Raw genomic sequence first — 22,015 nt, forward strand, 5'->3', positions numbered from 1 at the left:
TGTATAAGAGACAGCCCAGTTCCGGGAAGGGGCGGGTAGGGGAAACGGCCCGCCGCAGGCGCCCCACCCGCAGCAGAAAACCCGCCCAGACCCGAGCACCCCCACGCACCCCGCATCATGGGATGCGAACGAAAGGAGGGCCGTCGCATGGCAAACGGCACGATCCGCTACTGGGCCGCCGCCAAATCCGCCGCCGGCCTCGCAGAGGAGCCCTACGACGCCGAGACCCTCGCCGAGGCCCTCGACGCGGCCCGGGTCCGACACCCCGGCGAACTCGTCCGCGTCCTGCAGCGATGCTCGTTCCTCATCGACGGCGACCCCGTGGGTACCCGAGGACATGAGACCGTACGCCTTGCCGAGGGCGGCACGGTCGAGGTGCTCCCGCCGTTCGCAGGAGGGTGACCCGTACACGATGAACGACCAGAACCAGCAGGGTTCGTACGACCCGTACGGGCAGCAGCAGCAACCGCAGCAGCCCGACCCGCAGTGGCCCTCGGACACGGGCACGCCCGGTTACGACGAGGCGCCGCACACCCAGCGCTGGCAGGGCCAGACCTGGGAGACCCAGGCGCACCCGCACACCCAGGCCCCCGCGGCGGACACCGCGTATCTGCCGCCGCAGAACTACGGCGCGGGCCCGCTGCCGCCGGAGGCCCCGTACCCCCAGCAGCAGTACCCGCAGCAGGGCACCGACCCGTACGCGGCCCAGTACGGCGAGCCGCAGCCCGCGTACTCCGCGGACCAGGCGTCCGCACACCCCGCCGACCAGGGGACCGCGTACCCCTACGACGAGCGCGCCGCCGACGCGTACGCCTACAGTGCGGCGCCTGCGGAGCCGGCCGCGCAGCAGCACCAGCAGACGTACACCCCGGCCCCCGCCGAGCCGGCTCCCGTAGGCGGGCCCGCCTACGGGCCCGCCACGGTCGTGGGCAATCAGCGGATCACCGACGCCCAGCGGGCCCGCGCCGAAGGGCGTTCGCCGATCATCGCGCCGGGCATCCAGCCCGCCGGGATCACCGCGGGGATCGGTCTGCTGCTCGCGGGCGGCGCGGCCATCGGCCCGTACGCCCTGCTCGTCCCGCTGCTCGTCCTCCAGGCGCTGACCGCGGCCGGCTGGTTCCGGCTCAACGGGATGTGGCCCGCGCGCCAGGGCATCGCCCTCGCCTTCGCGGGCGCGCTCGCCGCGGACCTCGTGCTGCTCACGACCGGCCGTGAGCACGCGCCCGCCGCGATCATCGGCACGCTCGGCGTCTGGGTGCTGCTCACGCTGGTGCTCCAGCTGCGTTCCCGCGCGGACGCCGACGACCGCATGCAGGGCCTGATGGCCACAGTCGCCTCGGCCGCGCTCGCGATCATCGCGGCCGGTTTCCTCGGTGCCTCCTCCGACGCCGCGACGGTCGGCGCGCTCGCGGCCGCGGCCGCCACGCTCGCCCGCGCGCTGCCGCTGCCGTCGGTCGCCTCCGTGGTGGTCGCGCTGCTCGCGGCGGCCGGTGCGGGCATCGCGGCCGGCGGCATGACCGGTCTCGGCTCCGGCGGGGCGCTGCTCGGGTTCGGTGCCGGTGTCTGTGCGCTGATCGGTCTGCGCGTGGCCAGCTACGACTACCCGTCGCGCTTCGTGCACATGACGGCCGGCGTCGCGCTGCCGCTCGCCGCGGCCGCGCCCGCGGTGTATCTCCTGGGGCGCGCGATCGGCTGACCGTCTCGGCCCGTACGGCGCCGGGGTGGCCCCTCCTGTCAGGGAGGGGCCACCCCGGCGCCGTTGTCACAGCTGTTCGACAAGATCTCGAGTGTTCGACGTAGCCCCGGGGGACACGGTTAGGCTCCCCGCAAAGACACCTGAGGTGGGGGCTACACCGTGCGCGGACTGCGAATACTCCTGATCATCGCCGTGATCCTGGGCGGACTCTTCGTCGTGGCCGACCGCATCGCCGTGGGCTTCGCCGAGGACGAGGCGGCGGACAAGATACGCGTCAGCGAGGGCCTGGCCGAGAAGCCGGACGTCTCCATCAACGGCTTCCCCTTCCTGACCCAGCTCGCCGGCGGCAAGCTCGACGACGTCTCGATCGGCATCGACGACTACGAGGCCCCCGCCGAGGACGGCAAGAAGATCCGTATCGCCGAGCTGGACGCCACGATGCGCGGCGTCGAGTTCTCCGACAGCTACAGCTCGGCCACCGCCGACAGCGCCGACGGCTCCGCGCTCATCGCGTACGACGAACTCCTGAAGGCCGCGAAGGTCGAGGCCGCGCAGGTCGCTCCCGGGATGACGGCCAAGGTCGTGGGCCTCTCCGCGGCCGACAACGGCAAGATCAAGGTGGCCATCGAGGTCACCGCGTTCGGCAAGAAGCTCCCGCCGATCGGTGTGACCAGCACGGTCACCGTCGAGGACGGCAACACGGTCTACGTCCACGCCGACGCGATGCCCAAGCTGGCCGGCGTCTCCGTCGCGGACCGCAAGATGCGCGAGATCACCGACTTCAAGCAGAAGATCGACGGGCTGCCCGCGGGCATCGACCTCAAGTCGGTCCGGTCGGCCGAGGAGGGTGTGGAGATCGCGGTCACCGGCACCAAGGTCAAGCTGGTCGGCTGAGGCATCTCGCACGCATCGCGCACGCATCTCGCACTGCGAGACAAACCCGTCCATCCGTACGGTGTGACGGGCACGACACCCGCCTCCGCCCCCCGTCGAACCCGGCCTCAGGCCCTCCCGATCCCGACATGCGGACGATCGCGTATCAAAATACGGACGACCGGTGACACGGCGACCGATACGTCCCTACGATCGGGCCCATGAAGCAACAGGCGGCGGATTTCACGAAGCGGCGGGCAGTGGACCTGTGCCGCGTCGCCGCCATGCTCTGTCGCACCGCCTGAGCGGGCATCCGGCCTGTCCGGCCGCCGACCCCCGCTTTCCCCGGACCTCTTGAGCCGTCACGGCTCGGGGTCACCCCGTGCCCGTGCGCGCACCCCGTTTTCGCATGCCTTGCCGCATCCCTGCCGTAACTGCCCCGGAGGAGACAGCACATGAGCCGCAATGACGTCCTGGTGGACGCCGACTGGGTCGAGGCCAACCTCGACAACCCCAAGGTCGCCATCGTCGAGGTCGACGAGGACGCCTCGGCGTACGACAAGAACCACATCAAGAACGCCGTCAAGATCGACTGGAAGCAGGACCTTCAGGACCCGGTCCGCCGCGACTTCGTCGACCAGGCCGGCTTCGAGAAGCTGCTCTCCGAGCGCGGTATCGCCAACGACGACACGGTCGTCCTCTACGGCGGCAACAACAACTGGTTCGCCTCGTACGCCTACTGGTACTTCAAGCTCTACGGTCACCAGGACGTGAAGCTCCTCGACGGCGGCCGCAAGAAGTGGGAGCTCGACTCCCGCGACCTGGTCACCGAGATCGCCGCGCGCCCGGCGACCGAGTACAAGGCCAAGGCCCAGAACACCGCGATCCGCGCCTTCCGCGACGACGTCGTAAGCGCGATCGGCACCCAGAACCTGGTCGACGTGCGCTCGCCCGACGAGTTCAGCGGCAAGCTGCTCGCCCCGGCGCACCTTCCGCAGGAGCAGTCGCAGCGCCCCGGCCACGTGCCGAGCGCCCGCAACATCCCGTGGTCCAAGAACGCCAACGACGACGGCACCTTCAAGTCGGACGACGAGCTCAAGAAGCTCTACGCCGACGAGCAGGTCGACCTCGCCACGGACACCATCGCGTACTGCCGTATCGGCGAGCGCTCGGCCCTGACCTGGTTCGTCCTGCACGAGCTGCTCGGTGTCGAGAACGTCAAGAACTACGACGGCTCCTGGACCGAGTACGGCTCCCTCGTCGGCGTGCCGATCGAGCTCGGCTCCAACTGACCTTCCGCTGACCTTCCTTCGAAAGGATTCGACCTATGTGTGGAGCGCAGGCCGGCGGCCCCGACGCCTCGACGATCAAGCCCGGTGAGACCACCATCCAGGGCCAGGTGACCCGCGACGGCGAGCCCGTCACGGGGTACGTGCGACTGCTCGACTCGACCGGTGAGTTCACCGCCGAGGTGCCCACCTCGGCGACCGGGCAGTTCCGGTTCTACGCGGCCGAGGGCACGTGGACGCTGCGGGCACTCGTGCCCGGCGGCACCGCGGACCGCACGGTGGTCGCGCAGACCGGCGGCCTCGCCGAGGTCGCGATCGCGGTCTGAGCACCGCAACGACGGCGGCCCGTACACCGCCTCGCATACGGCCGGAGGGCCGCACCCCTGGGGGTTGGACGCTTACCAGGCAACGGGTGCGGTCCTCCGGCTTTTCGCCATACGGCGCTGCGCGGTGCGTTCGGCCTACGCTGGAGGTATGTACGCGCGAAGGCGGCACGTCTACTTCGCCATGATGGGGCTGTGCATCGGCCTCTTCGTGCTGGCGTGGGCCGTCGTCCGGTTGTGGTCGGTCCCGGTCGCGGTCGGGATGTGCGTGGTCGCCATGGTGATCCCGCCGGTCGCCGCGATCGTCGCCAACCGGCGCGGTCCGGAGGACCGGTGGTGGGACGACCCGTCAGGGGACTCCAAGTCCGACGACTGGTGGGACGAGCTGGACGGCAAGCGCAAGCCGCCCCCGTAGACGGGTGCCTCACGCCTCGCAGTGAGCCGCCAGCCCCGCCAGAATCATCTCGCTGCCCTCGCGCGCCTGGTCGTGGCCCTCCTTCGTGGCGACGGTCTGGTTGATCGTGGCCTTCGTACCGGTGCCGGACTCCGCGAAGACGACCTCCATGACCTCGGCCGGCTGGCCCGGCACATCCATCGTCACCACGAGCCGCTCGCCCTCCACGACCTCGCGGAACTCACCGGTCAGCGGGAACTGCCCGCCGTCCGGCATCCCGAGCGTCGCCTTCCACGGCCCGCCCGGCCGTACGTCGATCTCCACCGTGCCCTCCACGGCCCCGAACCAGGCCGGCCATTCGGCCGCGGTCGTGTAGGCCTGCCAGACGCGGGACACCGGGGCGGCGATCTCGCGGGAGACGGAGTAGGAGTAACCGGCGGTGTTCTGCTCGCTCATGGTCGTATGCCTCTCATCGGTGGTGCTCCGGTCGGCGCGGTCCAAGTGGCCGCTGCTTACGGGGTGTTGACGGACGGGGGCGCGAGAACTCATCGCAGATCCTGATGTGACCTGGGTCACTGGATGTATGCCCGTCGGGTCCGGTTGGCGGGCGTGTGCCCCGGTGGCGGAGGGTGCGATGCGTTCTGCGGTGATGTGGTTCCTTGCAGGTCAGGTGGTGTCCTAACCGTTATCGGGAGACGTACAACTCCCGGTGATTCCCGTGGGTCTTCTGGGCGCGCCGATACGGAATCGGCGAGTCCTAGGAGTCCTGGGGGGACCGTGGAACCAGCAGCACCGCCGATGCCGGAGTTCCGGCCGGCGACCGACGAGTCGCCACCGACACCGCCTCAGGCGCAGCCGCCCGAGGTGCCCGATGCGCCCGCGCGCCCGAAGCGCCGGCGCGGCCGGACGACCGCGCTGATCTTCGCCGCCGCGTTGCTCGGCGTCGCGGGCGGCACGGCCGTCGGCTACACCGTCCAGGCGGAGCGCAAGCCGACGCCGCTGCCGGCGCTGAGCCAGCAGGACCTGGCGTACCCGGAGAAGTCCTCGGCGACGGCCAAGGATGCGGGGGGCAGGCACAAGGCGGACGGGGATCTGCGGAAGCTGCTGTTGCCGCGGCCGTCAGGGTACCGGGACGCGTCGTTTGCGACCTTCGAGGGCGGGACGCTCTCGGATGACGGCTGGATGACGGTGCGGAGCTACATCCGGGAGTTCGAAGAGCCGCCGCGGATGCTCGAGCACCTCAACAGCATCGGTGTGCGCAGGATCGCCGCCGCCGACTGGGAGCGGGGCTCGCGGTTCGTCGCCATCCGGCTGGTCCAGTTCGGCAAGGACGGGGTCGCCGGGGCCGTCGAGAACGCCGCGGACCGGATGTACTACCTGGAAACCGACGGCACCGACCGCGGTGAGTTCCGCGGGAGCGTGGACGGCAGGTGGGCTCAGATGCCCGTGGAACGGGAAGCTGGCTACCTGCCCGTGTATCACGCGCAGGCCGCCGCCTTCCGCGGTGACGTCATGGTCGAAGTGCACATCTTCGACACGAAGCCCGTCAGCAAGAAGGACATCCGCTCGTTCGCGGAGCGGCAGGTGGGACGACTGTGAACGACGTACCGCACAATGAGGCCGCGCAGGGTGCTCCTCAGGCCCCGGCGCCTGCGGAGCCCCTGGGATTCGGCGCGCCTGACGCCCTGGCCTCGGGCCCTGAGCACCCCGAGCGTTCGGCGCGCTCGCCGCGAGCGCGCCGGATCGCCGCCGTGGTGCTGCCCGTGGTCCTCGTGCTCGGAAGCGCCGGCGGTGCCGGGTTCTACGTCAAGTCGACGGTGGACAAGGCCGATACGACCGTCACCACCACACACTGGGGCAAGCACGAAGAAGGCAGCGACCCGGCCGGCGACGCCCACCGGGGGCGCCACGACACCGAACTGTCCAAGTTGCTGCTGCCCGTGCCCGAGGGGTACCACCTCGGTCCGGACGTCGACGAGAACGGCAACGACACTTCGCTGTCGGGCAAGCAGGCCACCGCGCAGCTCAAGGCGACCGGTCGGGGTCTCACCGGCAAGCAGCGCCGGGAGTTCAACGAGCGGATGGAGAAGTTCGGCGTGCAGGGTGTGGCCGGCCGCTCGTATGTCGACGAGCAGTCCGGCCTCGTCGTGGAGACCACGGTCATCAAGGCGAAGGACCGCAAGGCGTTGAGGGATCTCCAATCCTTCATGACCTCACTGACCATGGAGGTCCCCGGCGCCAAGAAGGGCCCGAAGATCGAGGGGCACCCCAAGGCCAAGTGCACCTTGTTGCCCGCGGAGAAGGGCGTGGAGGTGGACGACATGTTCTGCAGCGCGCAGGTCGGTGACGCCTTCGTCAGCGTGTACGTGTACGGCCCGAAGCCGATGAACAAGTCCGACATCGCGGGCTTTCTGAAGAAGCAGCTCGACCACGTCAAGTCGCCGGGGGAGTACGTATGACCGACCAGCAGCTGACCCCGGGCGCCCCCGGGCAGCCGGGCATCCCGGCACAGCAGTCCTGGGGCGGTGTCACCCAGGTCGAGCCCGAGGGCCCGGCCACCTGGGTGCAGCCCCCGCCTCCGAAGCCCTCGCTCAAGGACCGGCGCGTCCTGCGCGCCGTGGCCCGCTGGACGCTGGCCGTCCTTGTCTGCGGCGGGCTCGGTGCCGGCTCCGCGTACGCCATCACCACGATGGAGCGCACCGACGTGCCGGGTCTCGCGACCCAGTCGGACGGCCGCTGGGAGTACCCGGAACTGAAACTCCCCGCGCTGCCGGCCGGGAAGCCGCAGCCCTTCGGCGAGGCCAACCCGGGCGAGATCCACCACGCCGCGCTCACCGAGCTGTTGCTGCCCGCGCCGGCCGGTGCGAAGGGCGACACGGGAGCGAAGGCGGTCAAGAGCAGCGAGTTCGCCGAGCAGTACGTGAAGGAGGAGCGCACCGACATCGTGAACGGTCTGCGCGACTTCGGTGCGCGCGAGATCGTGGCCCGCTCCTGGACCGCCCCCAACGGCACCGAGAGTCGGATCTACCTGGTGCGCTTCCCCTCGGTCGGCTACAAGGACGCCTTCATGGACACGATCCTGGCGCCGGGCGGCGATGTGGGCGCCAACCTGGAAGGGGTCGGCTCGACCGCGATCGACGAGCGGTGGGAGAACCCGCGCGAAGGCTGGAACACCGAGCACTACGTGTACGAGACCAATGAGGAGGGCGACGGCCGCGTCGCCTACCTCGCCTCGGGCGACACCCTCGGTCTGGTCGTCCAGTCCCACAAGGGCCGCGGCGCCGACCGCACCCCCTTCCACCAGAGCGTCGTCCTGCAGACCCAGCTCCTGAGCTGAGCCGGGCCCCGAAGGGCCCACCTCACAGCGACCCCCGGGCCCCAGCCGACTAAGCTGGGGCCCGGCCCGTACCTGCCCACAGCTCACAAGGAGCACCCGCCGTGCTTGAGGCATTCTTCTCAGCCCTGCTCGTTCTGGTCTGCGTCGGCGTTCTCGCCTTCGCCGGACTGACCGTGAAGAAGCTGTACCAGGGTCAGCGCTGACGCCCGTACGCGCCGGCCGCCCGTACATCCCGTACGCCCCGTACTGAGAGCAACTGATGATCGAGATCCCGTCCGACCTGAACCCCTCCCTCGTGCCCCTCGCCTTCCTGCTCGGCAACTGGGCGGGCGCGGGTGTCTCCGACTTCCCCGGCGCCGAGCAGTGCAACTTCGGGCAGGAGGTCAGCTTCAGTCACGACGGCCGTGACTTCCTCGAGTACCAGTCGCGTACGTGGGTCCTGGACGCCGAGGGCAACAAGGTCAAGCCGCTCGAGACCGAGTCCGGGTTCTGGCGGATCGACGCCGAGCGCAAGGTCGAGGTCGTGATGGTCCGCGACGACGGTGTCGTCGAGGTCTGGTACGGCGAGCTGGCCGACAAGAAGCCGCAGATCGACCTGGCCACGGACGCCATCGCGCGCACCGCCGCCTCCGGTCCGTACAGCGGCGGCAAGCGTCTGTACGGCTACGTCAAGGGCGACCTGATGTGGGTCGGCGAGAAGCAGACCCCCGAGGTCCCGCTCCGCCCGTACATGTCGGCGCAGCTGAAGAAGGTCGTCACGCCCGAGGAGGTCGCCGAGATGGCGCGCAACCTCGGTGATCTGCCGGACGACGGGATCGCGTTCTTCAAGTAGGCCCTCGAGCTTCGGGCGAAGGCACTTCAGGCAAGGCGCTTCAGGGCAAAGGCGGCATCCGGGAACGGGTGCCGCCTTTTGCCCGTTCGCGGCCGCCTGAACCCCCGGGGTACCCGCCTACACTGGGCCCTGTGGTGAGCACCGACTGGAAGAGCGATCTGCGGCAGCGCGGCTACCGGCTGACGCCGCAGCGTCAGCTTGTCCTCGAAGCCGTGGACACCCTCGAGCACGCGACGCCCGACGACATCCTCGCCGAGGTCCGCAGGACCGCGTCCGGGGTGAACATCTCCACGGTCTACCGCACGCTCGAACTGCTCGAGGAGCTGGGTCTGGTCAGCCACGCCCACCTCGGGCACGGCGCCCCGACGTACCACCTCGCGGACCGCCACCACCATCTGCATCTGGTCTGCCGCGACTGCACGAACGTGATCGAGGCGGACGTCTCGGTCGCCGCCGACTTCAAGGCGAAGCTGCACAGCGAATTCGGCTTCGACACCGATATGAAGCACTTCGCGATCTTCGGCCGCTGCAAGGACTGCACGGCGAAGGACGCCGGTCCCGGGAAATGGACCGGTCCCGCGGAACCGACCCGGAAATAAAACCGCCCCCCACCCCGTCGTTACGTGAGTGACCACCATGAAGAGCCCCTTGCTGTCCCTGCCCGGCGCCGTCCCCGCCGAGGGCGCCGATGAAGGCGTCGCCGCGCACTACGGCGAGCTGTACGGGGAGCAGCGCGCTCTCGCGGACGGGCGCGGCGTCGTCGACCTCTCGCACCGCGGGGTCCTGACGGTCACCGGCGACGACCGGCTCACCTGGCTGCACCTGCTGCTCACCCAGCACGTCAGCGAGCTCCCGCCGGGCCAGGCCACCGAGGCCCTGATCCTCTCCGCCAACGGGCACATCGAGCACCACCTCTCCCTCGTCGACGACGGCACGACCACCTGGGCGCACTTCGAGGCGGGCACGGGCGAGGCGCTGCTCGCGTATCTGGAGTCGATGAAGTTCTTCTACCGGGCCGAAGTGACCGACCGCACCGAGGAGTTCGCGGTCGTGCACCTGCCCGCCGGCTCGATCGCCGCGGTCCCCGAGGGCGTGGTCGCCCGCGAGACCGCGTACGGCCGCGATCTCTTCCTGCCGCGCGCCGAGCTGGAGTCGTACGTGGCGCAGAACGGCCCCGCGGCCGGCATCCTCGCGTACGAGGCGCTGCGCGTGGAGGCGCACCGGCCGCGGCTCGGCTTCGAGACCGACCACCGCACCATCCCGCACGAGCTGGGCTGGATCGGCAGCGCGGTGCACCTGCAGAAGGGCTGCTACCGCGGCCAGGAGACGGTCGCCCGCGTCCAGAACCTGGGCAAGCCCCCGCGCCGCCTGGTCTTCCTGCACCTGGACGGCAGCGAGGTCCATCTGCACGGCCACGGCACGGAGGTCCGCCTGGCGTCCGACGGCCCCGAGGGCCGCAAGATCGGCTTCGTCACCAGCTCGGCCCGCCACCACGAACTGGGCCCGATCGCCCTGGCCCTGATCAAGCGCAACATCCCCGCGGACGCCCCGCTGCTCGTGGGTACGACGGCGGCGGCTCAGGAAGTCGTCGTGGAGCCGTAGTCAGATCTCCAGGAGCACCGTGAACGGCCCGTCGTTCGTCAGCGACACCCGCATCGACGCACCGAACCGCCCCGCCCCCACCGTCGCCCCCAACGCCCGCAGCTGAGCGACCACTTCGTCGACCAGCGGCTCGGCGACATCGCCGGGCGCGGCCGCGTTCCAGGTGGGGCGGCGGCCCTTGCGGGCGTCGCCGTACAGCGTGAACTGGGAGATCACCAGGAGCGGTGCGTCGAGGTCCGAGCAGGACTTCTCGTCGGCCAGGATCCGCAGGGTCCAGAGCTTGCGGGCCAGCTGGGCGGCCTTCTCCTTGGTGTCGTCATGGGTGACGCCGACCAGGACGCACAGGCCCTCGCCGCTGAACTCGCCCGTCGTCCGCGGGCCGTTCTCACCTTGGACGACGACACTCGCCCCGTTCGCTCTCTGCACCACCGCACGCATACGGCACATCATGCCGTGCCCCCGAACGGCAGCACCGAACAGCACCCCGTGAGAGGGCGAAAGCTGCCAACTGCCGGGTGAACAACGGCAGAAGTTCCCCCACGCGCCCCATCCGCCGCGTAATGCCATGCACCTATCCGGGGCCGATCGAGTGCACTCCGCCACATATCCCCCACACTCAGTGGCACGATGCACACACGCGGTGCACCGCACCGAGCGAGGGTGGGGGTCCCCCCTGCTCGAGCCAAGCGAAAGCTTGGGGGAGGAACAGTCGCATGAGCACTCCGAGTACCGGACAGCCTTCCGGGCCCGTGCCGACAGCCCGTACGGGCCAGGCGGAAGCTGCCGCCGTACCGCGCCCGCCGGTCCAGCGCACGAACAGCCCTCTGCCCGAGCTTCCCGAGCACGACATGGGGGCGCTCAGGCTGCCGGAGCTGCGCAGGCTGCGCCGTACCTCCCAGCAGGACGAGGCGGACCTCAGCTATCTGCGCCGGCTGCTCCAGGGCCGGATCGACATCCTGCGCGCCGAGCTCGCCCGTCGGCTGCACGACCGTGCGCCCGAAGCCGCGGCGCCGGACCCGGCGATCGTGGAGCGGCTCTCCGAGATTCTCGCCGACGCCCCCTCCACACACCGCTCCTCCGCCCGCCATGTCACGCTCGGTACACCCCATGGCGAGGAGTACCGGCTGCTCGCCGCCGAGATGCTCGCCGAGGTGGAGCTGAGCGACCTCGACGCCCGTACGGACGAAGAGCTGCACACCGCGATGGGCCGCCTTGTCCGCCATGAACAGCAGGTCTCCCGGCGCCGTCAGGCGCTCCAGCGGACGGCCGACGATTGCAGCGCGGAGATCGCGCGCAGGTACCGTGAGGGCGAAGCACAAGTAGACGACCTGCTCTCCTGAGCCCCTGGGGTGACACGGCGGGCGGGCCCGCACCACCGGAAGGCCGACGATGACCTCCACCGCCCCCGCCCCGATACCTCCGGTCCTTGCCGAGGTCGTACGTTCCGGCTTCGTCGAGGGCCATCACCGGGGCTCCCTGGTCGTGCTCGCCGCGGACGGCACCGTGGAGCACGCGGTCGGCGACATCACGACACCCGTCTTCCCCCGCTCGTCCAACAAGCCCATGCAGGCCGCCGCGATCCTGCGCGCGGGCCTCGACCTGAGCGGCGAACGGCTCGCGCTGACCGCGGCCAGCCACTCCGGCGAACCCTTCCACCTGGACCTCGTCCGCAAGATGCTCGCCGAGCAGGGCCTTTCCGAGACCCAGTTGCAGTGCCCGCCGGACCTGCCACTCGACCCGGTCGAGGCCGAGACCTATCTGGCCGCCGGGCACGCCCGCGAGCGGGTCACGATGAACTGCTCCGGCAAGCACACCTCGATGCTGGCGGCCTGTGTGAAGGCGGGCTGGCCGACCGAGACCTACCTGGACCCGGCCCACCCGCTGCAGCAGCTCACCCGTGAGGTCGTCGAGGCGGCGGCCGGCGAACGGGTCGCGTCCATCGGTACGGACGGATGCGGCGCGCCCCTGATGGCGCTGACCCTGCCCGGTCTGGCCCGCGCCTTCCGCCACTTCGTCCTCGCCCCTTCCGGTACGCCGGAACGCCGCGTCGCCGACGCCATGCGCGCCCACCCCGAGTACGTCGCGGGCACCCGGCGCCCGGACACCTGGCTGATGCGCGAGGTGCCCGGCACGCTCTCGAAGATGGGCGCCGAAGCGGTCCAGGCGGTCGCGCTGCCGGACGGCCGTGCGCTCGCGTTCAAGATCGACGACGGTGCGACCCGGGCGCTGGGCCCGGTCCTTTCCCGCGCCCTTGAACTGATGGGCGTCGACGCGTCGGTGGTGGCACGGATCGGCGAGGCGCCGCTGCTCGGCGGCGGGATCCCGGTGGGGGAGATCCGCGCGGCCTTCTGAGTCCTGGCACACACCCCTTGCGTCCGCCGGCAGGTTCCGACCTGCCGGCGGACGCTTTCTTGTTCCCGGCGCCCCTGAATCTATACGCACGTATTGAACACTCGTATAGAACAGTCGTATAGTTTCGGCATGGCGGCAGTGGCGCCACCTTGGTGTCGCAGTTGATGTCGAGTGGCGTCTTGGCCGCACGTCTGTGACCTGCGCCTTCTGTTGGTGGATCCGGTGTGGCGCCATTTCTGGCGCACGCGACGCCAATAGTGGCTCGCCATGGCGCCATAACTGTGCCATTATGGCGCCACCGGTTAGTTCGGGGCTCGGCCACGGTCTTAGTGGCAGGAGACCGGGCGCCGGTGTCACAGAAAAGCCGTCGGTGCCGTCAAAGGGGTGTGGGGATCGTGGAGACAGGACACAGCAGCAGCCGGCAGGCGCCCGGCGCCTTCGTGGCCTTCGCGCGCTTCGTGCTCTGCGGCGGCGGGGTCGGGGTCGCCTCCAGCTTCGCCGTGGCGGGCCTGGCCTCCCTGATGCCCTGGATCCTGGCCAACGCGCTCATCACCGTGGCGTCCACGCTGCTCGCCACCGAGCTGCACGCGCGGTTCACCTTCGGCGCCGGCGGGCGCGCGACCTGGCGCCAGCACTGGCAGTCGGCCGGGTCCGCGGTGGCCGCGTACGCGGTGACCTCCGTGGCGATGCTGGTCCTGACGCAGCTGGTGGCCTCGCCGGGCGCGGTGCTCGAGCAGATCGTCTACCTGTCGGCCTCCGGGTTCGCGGGCATCGGCCGGTTCGTGGTCCTGCGGGTCGTGGTCTTCGCCCGCAGCCGGGCGCAGGCCGCACCCGGGTCCGCGCCGGTGGCCGCCGTGGTCCGGGCGCAGGCGCCGGTCGGCGCCCAGGCGCTCTGCCCGGCCGCCTGAAACCCGGATGCATCGGGCGCCGCACCCCGCCTACCGTGGCCCGTATGGTCGACATCCGTTCTCTCGCAGACGCCGACGTAGCCGACTGGGCCCGGGCCCTGAACACCGGGTTCCTGCGCAGTCCGGCCCTCACAGAAGAGCAAGTGGCCGAACGCCGCTCCTCCATCGACCTCTCCCGCACCCTCGGCGCCTTCGACCAGGGCCGCTGTGTGGCCACCTTCCGTTCCTTCGCGCAGAAGCTCACCGCCGTCGGCGGCGCGGAGGTCGCGGCCGACGCGGTCACCAACGTCACGGTCTCGCCGACGCACCGCCGCCGCGGTCTGTTGAGCCGGATGATGGCGAAGGACCTCGACGCGGCGAAGGAGCGCGGTGACGTCGTCGCCACGCTGATCGCCGCGGAGTACCCGATCTACGGACGGTTCGGATTCGGGCCCGCCACCTGGACCACCCAGTGGGAGATCGACGTCCCGCGCGCGGGCCTCGACCCGCGCTGGTCAGGTCCCGACGACGGTGGCCGGATCGATCTGGTCGACGGCGCGGACGTCCGCAAGCTCGGACCCGACCTGCATGAACGGCTGCGTGTCGGCCAGCCCGGCGCGGTCGACCGCAATGAACGCTGGTGGAAGCAGAACACCGGACTGCTCCAGGACCAGTTCCACTCCTGGAGCGAACCGCACTACGCCGTCTATCGCGCGCCGTCCGGCGAAGTGGAGGGTCTGGTCGCCTACGAGCCGGTGCCGCACTGGAGCGACAACAAGCTGCCGCAGAACACGGCGAAAGTGCGCGGCCTGGACGCGGTCACGCCGGCCGCCGAGCGCGCGCTGTGGCAGTACCTGGTCTCCATCGACTGGATCCTCAAGGTCCGCACCGGCCACCGGGCCCCCGACTCGTTGATCCCGCTGTACCTCCCGGACCCCCGCGCCGCCCGGGTGGTCACCCAGGCCGACTTCCTCTGGGTGCGGATCCTCGATGCCGTACGGGCGCTGGAGACGCGGACGTACAACGGCGCCGGATCCCTCGTCCTGGAGATCAGGGACCCGGCGGGCTACACCGGCGGGCGGTACCGGCTCGACGCCGGCCCGGACGGTGCGGCCTGCGTACCGACCACGGAGAGTGCGGAACTCTCCATGGACGTAAGGGAGTTGGCGACGCTCTGGCTCGGTGACGAGTCGGCCGTGCGGCTCGCCGCGCTCGGCACCGTGACCGAGGAGCGTCCGGGCGCCGCCGCCGCGGCCGACGCCCTGCTGCGTACGTCCAGGCGACCGTGGTGCCCGGACATGTTCTGACATGTTCTGAGGTGCTCCGGCGTGTTCTGGAACGCCCGTCGGTCGGTCGACCGGACTCCCCGCTCCCCTCCGGCGGGGAGCCCGGTCAGCCGGACTGGGCGAGCAGCATGACGAGGATGACCGCGCCGATGCTGCTGAACATGGTGTTCTTGGCCTTGATGCCGATGGTCAGCGCGACGAAGGCGATGATGCCCATCGGGCCGTACTTCCACTGGATCGCCTGCTCGAAGGCAAGGGCCAGGCCGGCGATGATGATGGCAATGAGCGGCATGACGTTCCCTCCTTGGGATAGGGGAGGAAGCTGCCTGGCGGCGGGTCACGCTTCGTCGGGTGCCAACCGTCCAGGGTCTGACCATGTTGCTCTGGGTGCATCCAGCTTGTCGGAGTTGGTAGCCAACTCTCAAAGGGTTTTTGCCCTTGGGGCCGATCGATAACCAGGTTTCCAACAACTCCCCGAAGATGGCGGGAAGTTGTACTATTTGGTTGTGAGCCCGAATCGTGCTCCTCAGGACGAAGTCCACAGCGGTCCCCGCAGCGCGGAAAGCGCCCGCAGGTCGCACCGTGAGGTGGCGGATGAACTGCGCGCCCGGATCCGCAGCGGACAGCTGCAGCCGGGCCAACGGATGCCGACGCAGGCCAAGTTGGCAGACGAGTTCGGTGTCGAACGCGGTGCCGTACGGCAGGCGCTCGACATCCTCAAGGCCGAGCGGCTGCTCACCAACGTGACCAAGGGGAGCCCCGCGACGGTCGCCGTGGACGCGGCGGAGGTGATGCACTCCTTCGCGGGCGCGGAAGCCGCCCCGATGCCGACCACGGTCGCCCTCGGACCCCGGATCACCTCGGCGTTCTCGGCGCCCCAGGTGGAGATCGACGCGATCTGCCTGACGTCCATATCGCTGACCCTCGCGATTGGTGAACCGCTGCGGTACATCCACGCAGGGGGGCCGAAACCGGCCAGGGTCAATGTCCGGGTACTGCTGCCCAGCCGCCATATCGACCTCGCCTTCCCGGTGCCGGTCGAAGGCGTATCCGCAGGCCAGGAGGCGATCAACCCGGTGCGCAGGCAGTGGCTGGCCCAGCGCAACGCGCAGGGGCAGGTGCTCAGGCACAATCTCCTCGCGCTGCGCTCCACGCACGGCATCGACGTCTCCGTCTCCTTCCGGGCGCTGCCGTTCACGCCGCCCGTGAAGCTCTATCTCCTCAACGGCTCGGAAGCGCTCTTCGCGTACTACACGCTCACCAGGCGCGGCGCCGAGATCGATCACGAGTACCTCGAGATGTACGACGCCCAGGGGACGCAGTCGATGCTCTTCGCGTTCCAGCAGGGCGCCGGCCTGAGGGATACGACCTTCGTCGAGCAGTCGCATCTGTGGTTCAACGCGCTGTGGGAGACGATCAGTTCGCCGCTGGAGCTGGCGCCCCCCGGGTTCTGACGGATGGGGTGGCCCCGCCGGGCCGATGGGGCTCAGAGGGCGGGGCCGGCGACCAGGACCGCGAGCATGACAGCTCCGATGGAGCTGCAGGTGGGACTCTTGGCCTTGATGCCGATGGTCACGAGCAGCAGGCCGATGATGCCCATGGGTCCGTACTGCCACTGCACCAGCTGCTCGAATCCGATGACGAAGACTGCACCAAGGAGCGCGATGACCGGCATGGTGGTTCCTCCTTCGGGGTGGGGAGGAGCTACGCGAACCAGCGACTGCCAACTTCGGGGAAACTTGGCTGTGGTTGGTTCCTAGTCTCACCAAGTTTCTTCCCTTGGTTCGTAGGTCGAAACAACTGCCGCCAGCTCAACGGGAGTTGTAACCTTCTGGTCGTGACCCAGGCCCAGGAGAGCGTGACGGTGAACGGCAGAAAGCCCTCGCACCAAGAGATCGCGGAGATACTCCGCAGCCGGATCAGGAACGGCGAACTGCAGCCGGGCAGTCGCCTCCCGACCCAGGGCCGGCTGGCGGAGGAGTTCGGCGTGGAGCGGGGCACGGTCCGCCTCGCCCTCAAGATGCTCCAGGACGACGGCCTGCTCAAGAACGTCACCAAGGGCGCCCCGCCGCAGATCGCCCCCCGGGCCGCCCTGCCCACGCCCACAGGACCGCAGCCCACGATGGTCGGCCTCGGCCCCCAACTGGTGCGCGCCTTCGGCCGTCCGCACGTCCGGATCGACGCGCTCAGCCTCACGTCCGAGACCTTGATGATCGCCCTGGGCGAGCCCCTGCGCCGGGTCCACGAGGGCACCTTGCGCCCGGAGTCCATCGAGGTGCGGCTGCTGCTGCCGAGCCGCGACATCGACCTGGCCTTCCCGGTCCCGGTCGAGGGTGACGTGGAGGCGGTCCACAAGCGCTGGCTCGACCAGCGCAACGCCCAGGGGCAGGTCCTGAAGCACAACCTCCTCGCCCTGCGCTCGACCCACGAGGTCGACGTACGGGTCACGTTCAAGGCTCTGCCGTTCACTCCGCCCGTGAAGCTCTATCTCATCAACGGCTCGGAAGCCCTCTTCGCGTACTACATGGTGACGCGGCGCGAGGAGCCCGTGGGCGGCGACAGCGAGATGGTGGAGCTCTTCGACGCCCTGGGTACCAAGTCCCTCCTCTTCTCCTTCGAAAAGCCGGCCACAGGAGAACCGGGCGAGGGGGGCAAGGACGCGTCATTTGTGGAGGAGTCGCAGCGGTGGTTCGACGCACTCTGGAACACGATCGCCGGGGACCTGACACTCTCTTAGTGACTTCTGAAACGACACAGACCACTCAGGCGGCCCAAGTGATCGAGAGAGTCGGCGATTTGATCACCGGCAAACAGGCGGTGCTCTTCGACTTCGACGGGCCGATCTGCCGGCTCTTCGCCGGACATCCGGCCGCCGATGTGACCCGGCGCCTGCTCGCCTGGCTCGACGAGAACGGCGGACCGGGCATCGTCGACCCCGCCTGGGACGGCGACGACCCGCACGCGCTGCTGCGCGAGGTCGACCGCACCTACCCGGACCGCGAGCTGGTCGAGGGCCTGGAGGACGAGCTCACCCGCGAGGAGCTCCTTGCGACGGTCAAGGCGTATCCCACCCCGTACGTGGACCGTCTGATCCAGACGTGGAGCGCCACGGGTGTCGGCCTGGCGGTGACGACCAACAACTCGCCGCGTGCGGTGGAGCGTTACCTGACCGAGCGCAACCTGCTGCGCTGCTTCGGCGGCGGCATCCACGGCCGCACCCACAAGGTCGACCACCTCAAGCCCGACCCCGACTGCCTGCACCGGGCTCTGGACTTCCTGGGTGCCGAGGCCTCCCAGGCCCTGATGATCGGCGACACCGCGGCCGACCTGCACGCGGCCCGCGCCGCGGGCGTCGACTTCCTCGGCTACGGCCGCGATTCGCGCCGCCAGGAACACCTGCGCTCCGCGGGAGCCGACCTCGTCGTCGACTCCCTGGGCCCGGTCCTCGACCTCGTCTGGGAGGCGGCGGCTCAGGCCTGAGCCAGGACTACCAGTGCGGCCATGGCGGCTGCGTAGGCGACTGCTGAATTGCGCGTGCGGACTGCCGTGGCCACAAGAGCGATGGTCACGATCACCGGACCACCTTCGATCAGGTGCATCTGGTCGAGCAACTGCCAGAAGACCAGGGCCAGTTCGACCATTTCAGGGAACCTCACCATAGCGCCAACCCTCCCCTCTTCAGTCCAACTGGACTGGTTGTCTGAAAGGTATGTCCCCTGGACTGGTGATCGACAATCTCGGGCGCCACCTGCGCAGCCAACTTGTCTGAAAGCGGTTTGTGGCCGGTAATCCGACGGTACGTTGAAGGACGTGAGCGAGAGTGGTGGCAGGACGTTCCAGGAAGTGGCGGAGGAACTGCGGTCCCGGCTGAAGGAAGGGACCTACCGGGTCGGCCAACAACTCCCGTCCCAACGGGAGTTGGCGGACGAACTCGGCGTCTCCCGCGACACCGTGGTGAAAGTCCTGCACGAGCTGGCCGCGGAGGGCCTTGTCGAGTCCCGCCGGGGGAGTGGCACGCGTGTGCGGGCGCATCCGGAGACGTTGAAGGCGCAGCAGCAGATTCCCTCGGTGACGGGGGACGGGCGCAGCCGGCGGGTGACGCTGGGGCCGCTGATCGGCGCGGCTTTCGAGGCCGACGAGGTGACGCTGGACGTCTTCACGCTCACGTCGGAATCTCTGGACGCCCACATCAGGGTGCAGGCGGAGAGGGTACGGGCGGGAGAGGTCCAGCCGCGCTCGGTGACGGTGCGCATGCTGCTCCCGGACGAGTCCACCTACCTTCCGTATCCGCGGATCAAAGGCAACCCGCCGGATCCCCGCCCGCAGGAGCGGCTGCGGGCCATCAGCGACGTCCATTCACGCTCACTGAAGAGGGTGCTGAGCGAACTGGCGACGGAGGGGCTGGTCGACACGGTCTCCGTCGAAATCCGCACTGTGCCGTTGGCACCGACCTTCAAGGTCTACGTCCTCAACGGGCGTGAGGCGCTGCTCGGTCCCTATGAGGTCCTCGAGCGCAGGATCAATCTGCTTGATGACACTCCGGCGGATGTGGTGGACGTTCTGGGGCTCGGGTCGACGCTGGCTCATCACGCCGCACAGGGGGGCGATCCCAAGTCGGCCGGTTCCGTGTTCGTGGCCAGCCTGCAGAGCTGGTTCGACTCGTTGTGGAAGCTGCTGTCGAGGCCGGCCGGGGTCTGAACCCTACGAGCCCTTGGGCTCCAGACCGTCTGCCCGGATGAGTGTCCCTTCGACGATGGGCAGCGATCGTTCGAGATAGGGATTCGCGGTCGGCCGGGAACGAAGGCCCAGCGCCGCTGTCGCATCGGCCAGTGTCATCGCATAGCGGTCGACCGCGCGCCGGACGTTGGGGGCGTCCAGGCCGTCACCGGTCACCAGGCGGTCGAGATCGATATAGGCGGAGCGGATCAGCTCGATCCATCGGTACACGCGCCAGTCGGCCTCCCAGCCCTGCGTGTAGGCGAGGACGCGCTCCCTGCCCATCTTCTTGTGCCAGCGCGTGAACATACGGGTCCTGATCGCGGGCCGTACCGGCGTCAGATGCAGGTGTCGTACGAGGTCGTACAGCGGATCGCCCACCATCGCCATCTCCCAGTCGATGATGGTGAGTTCACCGTCATGCCTGACGAGATTCCAGGGGTTGAGGTCGCCGTGCAGCAGCGCGAACGCGCGCGGGGTGACCTTGTGGCGGCGCAGGAGGTCCTGGAGCCGGTACTCATCGGGCAGTCCCAGCGCGCGGGCCAGCTTCTTCGACTCGGCGGGCAGCGAAGCGACCAGATGGACCAGTTGCCCGGTCAGCCAGGCATAGAAGTCCAGATCCTTCGCCGCCGGGTCGAGTTCCCACAGGGCGTCCTGGTCGATGGCCGCCAGGGCGCAGAGCTGGTCGACCAGGTTGTCGGCCTCGTGGGGCAGGAGCCCGTGCTCGGGATGGTTCGGTGCCCGTCCGTCCTCAGGGCCCTCGTACGAGTGGATGGCGAAGGCGTCCTTGAGGCTGCTGGTGCCCAGCGCGAGGACGCGTGGTGCGCGGACGGTCTTCTGGGTGGCAGGTGAGCGCTCGATGAGCCGCAGGACCGCGTGCTCGCTGAGGAAGCTCTGCTCGCGTCGGCCCTCGCCGCCGACCTTGCGGCGTACGACGATGGGGCGGAACCGGCCCGGCACCTGCACCACCGTGTTGAGATGCGCCGTGCCTTTGAATACCCGGTTCGCCGGCGCCGCGCCTTCCGCCTCCAGTGCGGCCAGCACGGTGTCGCTGTCGCATTCCGGGTGCTCGAAACGTTCGTCGGGCTCGAACGTGATGCCCCGTACCATCGGCGAAGGGCCACGGCGTGCGATGCGTGCGGCCTGCCAGCGGTAGAGGACGCGCCTGATCTCCGACTCGGGAACATCCGCCAACTGCAAAGGCGCGGTGGCCCTTCGCAGCGCCTGCGCCACCTGCTGCGTGGCCCTCTCAAGACGCTGGGGCACCAGCTCCGCACCCAGGGAGTTGGCCGCGCGCATCACGTCGGGAAACACCGACTGGGCGTGTTCGAAGTCGAGGTAGTGCTGCAGGTCGCGTGGCAGGCCTTCGGTGGCTTCGGGCCTGACCCGTTCCATGTCGGCGGCCCAGGTTTCGACGACCTCGGACTGCTGCTGTTCCGGGTACTGCATCCGCACCAGGTGGTTGGCCAGATCGTGCAGCGGGTCGCCCCAGGAGGCCAGTTCCCAGTCGACATAGATGAGCGGCGGCCGGCCGTCGTAGGTGACGATGATGTTGTCGCGATGCAGATCCGTGTGCAGCAGGCTGAAGGGCCGCGGCGACATGGCGGGGATGCGCTCGGCGAACTGCGCGAGGGCATCGTCCGAGATGCCGAGTGCCGCGAACAGGCCGCCGAATTCGGCCCAGTTGGGCTTGCGGATCTGCTCATCCGCCATCAGAGCGAGGTTGCGTAAGAAGCCACGGCTGTCCCGGTGGCTGCGCGGCCAGCTGTCCGGCAGCTTCGGCAGCGACTCCTTGCGCACCTGCGTCATTTCCGCCAGGACGCCGGTCAGGGCCCGCACCAGAAGCCTGTCCACGGGCTTGCCGTTCTCGCAGACGCTGGAGAGCGGGACGCCCTCCACATAACTGTGGATCGCCGTGTCCTCATGAGAGGCCAGACAGCGCGGAACCTGCGGCAGCACGTCCTTGACCGCATCGAGGATTCTCGCCTCGTCCTGCCAGGTCCTGATGACCACGCGCAGGGCGTCGGGCAGCCGGGTCCGCACCATCACGTTGGTGCCGGGAGCCTGTTTCAGGAGCTCGGCCATGTCCTCGGGGAGAGGAATCATGAAGTTCCGATTGTGGTGGCCGCGGGTCATCGCCCCGTGGCATCGCGCCTGCTCCACAAAGGCCGCCCGCAGCTCGTACGGAGAGGGCGCCTTGCCTTGTGGAGGAGCGGGATAAGGGGCGGATTCTCCGGCCACTTGAGGCTCCTGATTGCTCCTGGGTGCCACCTGGGGCAGCTGAGGTGTTGCACACCCTAGTGGTGGACTTTGAAACATTCGACTGAGACAGAGGATTCATTGCTCCATTGAGTGAGGCAACCGGAAGCCTTCGTCGTAGGACATACGCCGCCGAGGGGGTATCCGGTTGCCTTTCCGCCGTCTCGCT

27 protein-coding genes are annotated in these 22,015 nt (G+C 69.3%); 21 read left to right on the top strand and 6 right to left on the bottom strand.

The window, feature by feature from the left end:
• Window positions 1–147: 147 nt before the first annotated feature.
• The 7 genes from G6045_RS06165 (at window position 148) to G6045_RS06190 (ending at window position 4,596) form a co-directional block, all read left to right on the top strand.
• Window positions 148–402, top strand: coding sequence for a MoaD/ThiS family protein (locus G6045_RS06165; protein WP_165330783.1), 255 nt, complete (start codon window positions 148–150; stop codon window positions 400–402).
• Window positions 403–412: 10 nt separating this feature from the next.
• On the top strand, window positions 413–1,696 hold the full coding sequence (locus tag G6045_RS06170) for a hypothetical protein (protein ID WP_165330784.1): 1,284 nt from the start codon (window positions 413–415) through the stop codon (window positions 1,694–1,696).
• A gap of 159 nt (window positions 1,697–1,855) precedes the next feature.
• Complete coding sequence (locus G6045_RS06175) at window positions 1,856–2,590, top strand: LmeA family phospholipid-binding protein (protein WP_165330785.1); 735 nt, start codon at window positions 1,856–1,858, stop codon at window positions 2,588–2,590.
• 200 nt (window positions 2,591–2,790) lie between these two features.
• A complete protein-coding gene (locus G6045_RS42340) occupies window positions 2,791–2,874 on the top strand; it encodes a putative leader peptide (RefSeq protein ID WP_408056302.1) in 84 nt (27 codons plus the stop codon).
• A gap of 150 nt (window positions 2,875–3,024) precedes the next feature.
• Window positions 3,025–3,861, top strand: a complete 837-nt coding sequence (locus G6045_RS06180; RefSeq protein WP_165330786.1) for a sulfurtransferase — start codon at window positions 3,025–3,027, stop codon at window positions 3,859–3,861.
• A gap of 35 nt (window positions 3,862–3,896) precedes the next feature.
• Window positions 3,897–4,184 carry a DUF1416 domain-containing protein gene (locus G6045_RS06185; protein ID WP_165330787.1) on the top strand — a complete coding sequence of 96 codons (288 nt, stop codon included), beginning with the start codon at window positions 3,897–3,899 and terminating at the stop codon, window positions 4,182–4,184.
• Between the two features lie 148 nt (window positions 4,185–4,332).
• Window positions 4,333–4,596, top strand: coding sequence for a DUF3099 domain-containing protein (locus G6045_RS06190; RefSeq protein WP_165330788.1), 264 nt, complete (start codon window positions 4,333–4,335; stop codon window positions 4,594–4,596).
• 9 nt (window positions 4,597–4,605) lie between these two features.
• Here G6045_RS06190 and G6045_RS06195 read toward each other — a convergent pair whose 3' ends face one another.
• Window positions 4,606–5,031: an SRPBCC family protein gene (locus tag G6045_RS06195; RefSeq protein ID WP_165330789.1), complete on the bottom strand. Its 426-nt coding sequence runs from the start codon at window positions 5,029–5,031 to the stop codon at window positions 4,606–4,608.
• 321 nt (window positions 5,032–5,352) lie between these two features.
• On the opposite strand from G6045_RS06195, the gene G6045_RS06200 reads away from it, so the two are divergent.
• From G6045_RS06200 to ygfZ, 6 genes are all read left to right on the top strand, one after another.
• The gene (locus tag G6045_RS06200) at window positions 5,353–6,174 is read left to right on the top strand and encodes a hypothetical protein (RefSeq protein ID WP_328707672.1); all 822 of its coding nucleotides are present in this window, start codon (window positions 5,353–5,355) and stop codon (window positions 6,172–6,174) included.
• Window positions 6,171–7,034, top strand: coding sequence for a hypothetical protein (locus G6045_RS06205; RefSeq protein WP_328707673.1), 864 nt, complete (start codon window positions 6,171–6,173; stop codon window positions 7,032–7,034). The genes G6045_RS06200 and G6045_RS06205 overlap by 4 nt, the downstream gene beginning before the upstream one ends.
• Window positions 7,031–7,912 (top strand): hypothetical protein, encoded by an 882-nt coding sequence (locus G6045_RS06210; RefSeq protein ID WP_165330790.1) that lies wholly within the window; start codon window positions 7,031–7,033, stop codon window positions 7,910–7,912. Before G6045_RS06205 ends, G6045_RS06210 begins: the two co-directional genes overlap by 4 nt.
• 259 nt (window positions 7,913–8,171) lie before the next feature.
• Complete coding sequence (locus G6045_RS06215) at window positions 8,172–8,744, top strand: FABP family protein (RefSeq protein WP_165330791.1); 573 nt, start codon at window positions 8,172–8,174, stop codon at window positions 8,742–8,744.
• Between the two features lie 131 nt (window positions 8,745–8,875).
• Entirely contained in the window at window positions 8,876–9,343 is a 468-nt protein-coding gene (locus tag G6045_RS06220; RefSeq protein ID WP_165330792.1) for a Fur family transcriptional regulator, read from the top strand.
• Window positions 9,344–9,380: 37 nt separating this feature from the next.
• Window positions 9,381–10,346, top strand: a complete 966-nt coding sequence (gene ygfZ / locus G6045_RS06225) for a CAF17-like 4Fe-4S cluster assembly/insertion protein YgfZ (protein WP_165330849.1) — start codon at window positions 9,381–9,383, stop codon at window positions 10,344–10,346.
• Here the strand turns inward: ygfZ and dtd are convergent, their stop codons facing one another.
• Complete coding sequence (dtd, locus tag G6045_RS06230; protein WP_165330793.1) at window positions 10,347–10,784, bottom strand: D-aminoacyl-tRNA deacylase; 438 nt, start codon at window positions 10,782–10,784, stop codon at window positions 10,347–10,349.
• 275 nt (window positions 10,785–11,059) lie between these two features.
• Between dtd and G6045_RS06235 the strand changes: the two genes are divergently transcribed.
• From G6045_RS06235 to G6045_RS06250, 4 genes are all read left to right on the top strand, one after another.
• Window positions 11,060–11,686, top strand: a complete 627-nt coding sequence (locus G6045_RS06235; RefSeq protein WP_165330794.1) for an RsiG family protein — start codon at window positions 11,060–11,062, stop codon at window positions 11,684–11,686.
• A gap of 49 nt (window positions 11,687–11,735) precedes the next feature.
• The gene (locus G6045_RS06240) at window positions 11,736–12,698 is read left to right on the top strand and encodes an asparaginase (RefSeq protein WP_165330795.1); all 963 of its coding nucleotides are present in this window, start codon (window positions 11,736–11,738) and stop codon (window positions 12,696–12,698) included.
• A 395-nt stretch (window positions 12,699–13,093) separates the two neighbouring features.
• Window positions 13,094–13,606, top strand: a complete 513-nt coding sequence (locus tag G6045_RS06245; protein ID WP_165330796.1) for a GtrA domain-containing protein — start codon at window positions 13,094–13,096, stop codon at window positions 13,604–13,606.
• 44 nt (window positions 13,607–13,650) lie between these two features.
• Entirely contained in the window at window positions 13,651–14,892 is a 1,242-nt protein-coding gene (locus G6045_RS06250; protein ID WP_165330797.1) for a GNAT family N-acetyltransferase, read from the top strand.
• A gap of 85 nt (window positions 14,893–14,977) precedes the next feature.
• On the opposite strand, the gene G6045_RS06255 is transcribed toward G6045_RS06250, so the two are convergent.
• A complete protein-coding gene (locus tag G6045_RS06255) occupies window positions 14,978–15,163 on the bottom strand; it encodes a hypothetical protein (protein WP_165330798.1) in 186 nt (61 codons plus the stop codon).
• A gap of 208 nt (window positions 15,164–15,371) precedes the next feature.
• Here G6045_RS06255 and G6045_RS06260 point away from each other — a divergent pair, with 208 nt between their 5' ends.
• Window positions 15,372–16,325: a winged helix-turn-helix domain-containing protein gene (locus G6045_RS06260; RefSeq protein ID WP_206343324.1), complete on the top strand. Its 954-nt coding sequence runs from the start codon at window positions 15,372–15,374 to the stop codon at window positions 16,323–16,325.
• 32 nt (window positions 16,326–16,357) lie between these two features.
• Here G6045_RS06260 and G6045_RS06265 read toward each other — a convergent pair whose 3' ends face one another.
• Window positions 16,358–16,546 carry a hypothetical protein gene (locus G6045_RS06265; RefSeq protein WP_165330799.1) on the bottom strand — a complete coding sequence of 63 codons (189 nt, stop codon included), beginning with the start codon at window positions 16,544–16,546 and terminating at the stop codon, window positions 16,358–16,360.
• Between the two features lie 156 nt (window positions 16,547–16,702).
• Between G6045_RS06265 and G6045_RS06270 the strand changes: the two genes are divergently transcribed.
• Window positions 16,703–17,608 carry a GntR family transcriptional regulator gene (locus G6045_RS06270; RefSeq protein WP_206343326.1) on the top strand — a complete coding sequence of 302 codons (906 nt, stop codon included), beginning with the start codon at window positions 16,703–16,705 and terminating at the stop codon, window positions 17,606–17,608.
• Window positions 17,609–17,646: 38 nt separating this feature from the next.
• Window positions 17,647–18,351 carry an HAD family hydrolase gene (locus G6045_RS06275; RefSeq protein ID WP_328707674.1) on the top strand — a complete coding sequence of 235 codons (705 nt, stop codon included), beginning with the start codon at window positions 17,647–17,649 and terminating at the stop codon, window positions 18,349–18,351.
• On the opposite strand, the gene G6045_RS06280 is transcribed toward G6045_RS06275, so the two are convergent.
• A complete protein-coding gene (locus G6045_RS06280; protein WP_165330801.1) occupies window positions 18,342–18,530 on the bottom strand; it encodes a hypothetical protein in 189 nt (62 codons plus the stop codon). The genes G6045_RS06275 and G6045_RS06280 overlap by 10 nt on opposite strands.
• 151 nt (window positions 18,531–18,681) lie before the next feature.
• Here G6045_RS06280 and G6045_RS06285 point away from each other — a divergent pair, with 151 nt between their 5' ends.
• The gene (locus G6045_RS06285; protein WP_328707675.1) at window positions 18,682–19,569 is read left to right on the top strand and encodes a winged helix-turn-helix domain-containing protein; all 888 of its coding nucleotides are present in this window, start codon (window positions 18,682–18,684) and stop codon (window positions 19,567–19,569) included.
• Window positions 19,570–19,572: 3 nt separating this feature from the next.
• Here G6045_RS06285 and G6045_RS06290 read toward each other — a convergent pair whose 3' ends face one another.
• The gene (locus G6045_RS06290; protein WP_328707676.1) at window positions 19,573–21,693 is read right to left on the bottom strand and encodes an aminoglycoside phosphotransferase family protein; all 2,121 of its coding nucleotides are present in this window, start codon (window positions 21,691–21,693) and stop codon (window positions 19,573–19,575) included.
• Window positions 21,694–22,015: the final 322 nt, after the last annotated feature.

The organism is Streptomyces mesophilus, assembly GCF_011044995.1.
Classification (GTDB): Bacteria; Actinomycetota; Actinomycetes; order Streptomycetales; family Streptomycetaceae; genus Streptomyces; species Streptomyces mesophilus.

What these genes read in the sequence shown, in the direction of transcription:
- G6045_RS06215 (WP_165330791.1), top strand. Translation starts at nt 8,172, where the DNA reads ATGATCGAGATCCCGTCCGACCTGAACCCCTCCCTCGTGCCCCTCGCC.
- ygfZ (WP_165330849.1), top strand. Translation starts at nt 9,381, where the DNA reads ATGAAGAGCCCCTTGCTGTCCCTGCCCGGCGCCGTCCCCGCCGAGGGC.
- G6045_RS06255 (WP_165330798.1), bottom strand. Translation starts at nt 15,163, where the DNA reads ATGCCGCTCATTGCCATCATCATCGCCGGCCTGGCCCTTGCCTTCGAG.
- G6045_RS06185 (WP_165330787.1), top strand. Translation starts at nt 3,897, where the DNA reads ATGTGTGGAGCGCAGGCCGGCGGCCCCGACGCCTCGACGATCAAGCCC.
- G6045_RS06265 (WP_165330799.1), bottom strand. Translation starts at nt 16,546, where the DNA reads ATGCCGGTCATCGCGCTCCTTGGTGCAGTCTTCGTCATCGGATTCGAG.
- dtd (WP_165330793.1), bottom strand. Translation starts at nt 10,784, where the DNA reads ATGCGTGCGGTGGTGCAGAGAGCGAACGGGGCGAGTGTCGTCGTCCAA.
- G6045_RS42340 (WP_408056302.1), top strand. Translation starts at nt 2,791, where the DNA reads ATGAAGCAACAGGCGGCGGATTTCACGAAGCGGCGGGCAGTGGACCTG.
- G6045_RS06210 (WP_165330790.1), top strand. Translation starts at nt 7,031, where the DNA reads ATGACCGACCAGCAGCTGACCCCGGGCGCCCCCGGGCAGCCGGGCATC.
- G6045_RS06165 (WP_165330783.1), top strand. Translation starts at nt 148, where the DNA reads ATGGCAAACGGCACGATCCGCTACTGGGCCGCCGCCAAATCCGCCGCC.
- G6045_RS06190 (WP_165330788.1), top strand. Translation starts at nt 4,333, where the DNA reads ATGTACGCGCGAAGGCGGCACGTCTACTTCGCCATGATGGGGCTGTGC.
- G6045_RS06235 (WP_165330794.1), top strand. Translation starts at nt 11,060, where the DNA reads ATGAGCACTCCGAGTACCGGACAGCCTTCCGGGCCCGTGCCGACAGCC.
- G6045_RS06240 (WP_165330795.1), top strand. Translation starts at nt 11,736, where the DNA reads ATGACCTCCACCGCCCCCGCCCCGATACCTCCGGTCCTTGCCGAGGTC.
- G6045_RS06170 (WP_165330784.1), top strand. Translation starts at nt 413, where the DNA reads ATGAACGACCAGAACCAGCAGGGTTCGTACGACCCGTACGGGCAGCAG.
- G6045_RS06250 (WP_165330797.1), top strand. Translation starts at nt 13,651, where the DNA reads ATGGTCGACATCCGTTCTCTCGCAGACGCCGACGTAGCCGACTGGGCC.
- G6045_RS06180 (WP_165330786.1), top strand. Translation starts at nt 3,025, where the DNA reads ATGAGCCGCAATGACGTCCTGGTGGACGCCGACTGGGTCGAGGCCAAC.
- G6045_RS06195 (WP_165330789.1), bottom strand. Translation starts at nt 5,031, where the DNA reads ATGAGCGAGCAGAACACCGCCGGTTACTCCTACTCCGTCTCCCGCGAG.
- G6045_RS06280 (WP_165330801.1), bottom strand. Translation starts at nt 18,530, where the DNA reads ATGGTGAGGTTCCCTGAAATGGTCGAACTGGCCCTGGTCTTCTGGCAG.
- G6045_RS06290 (WP_328707676.1), bottom strand. Translation starts at nt 21,693, where the DNA reads ATGATTCCTCTCCCCGAGGACATGGCCGAGCTCCTGAAACAGGCTCCC.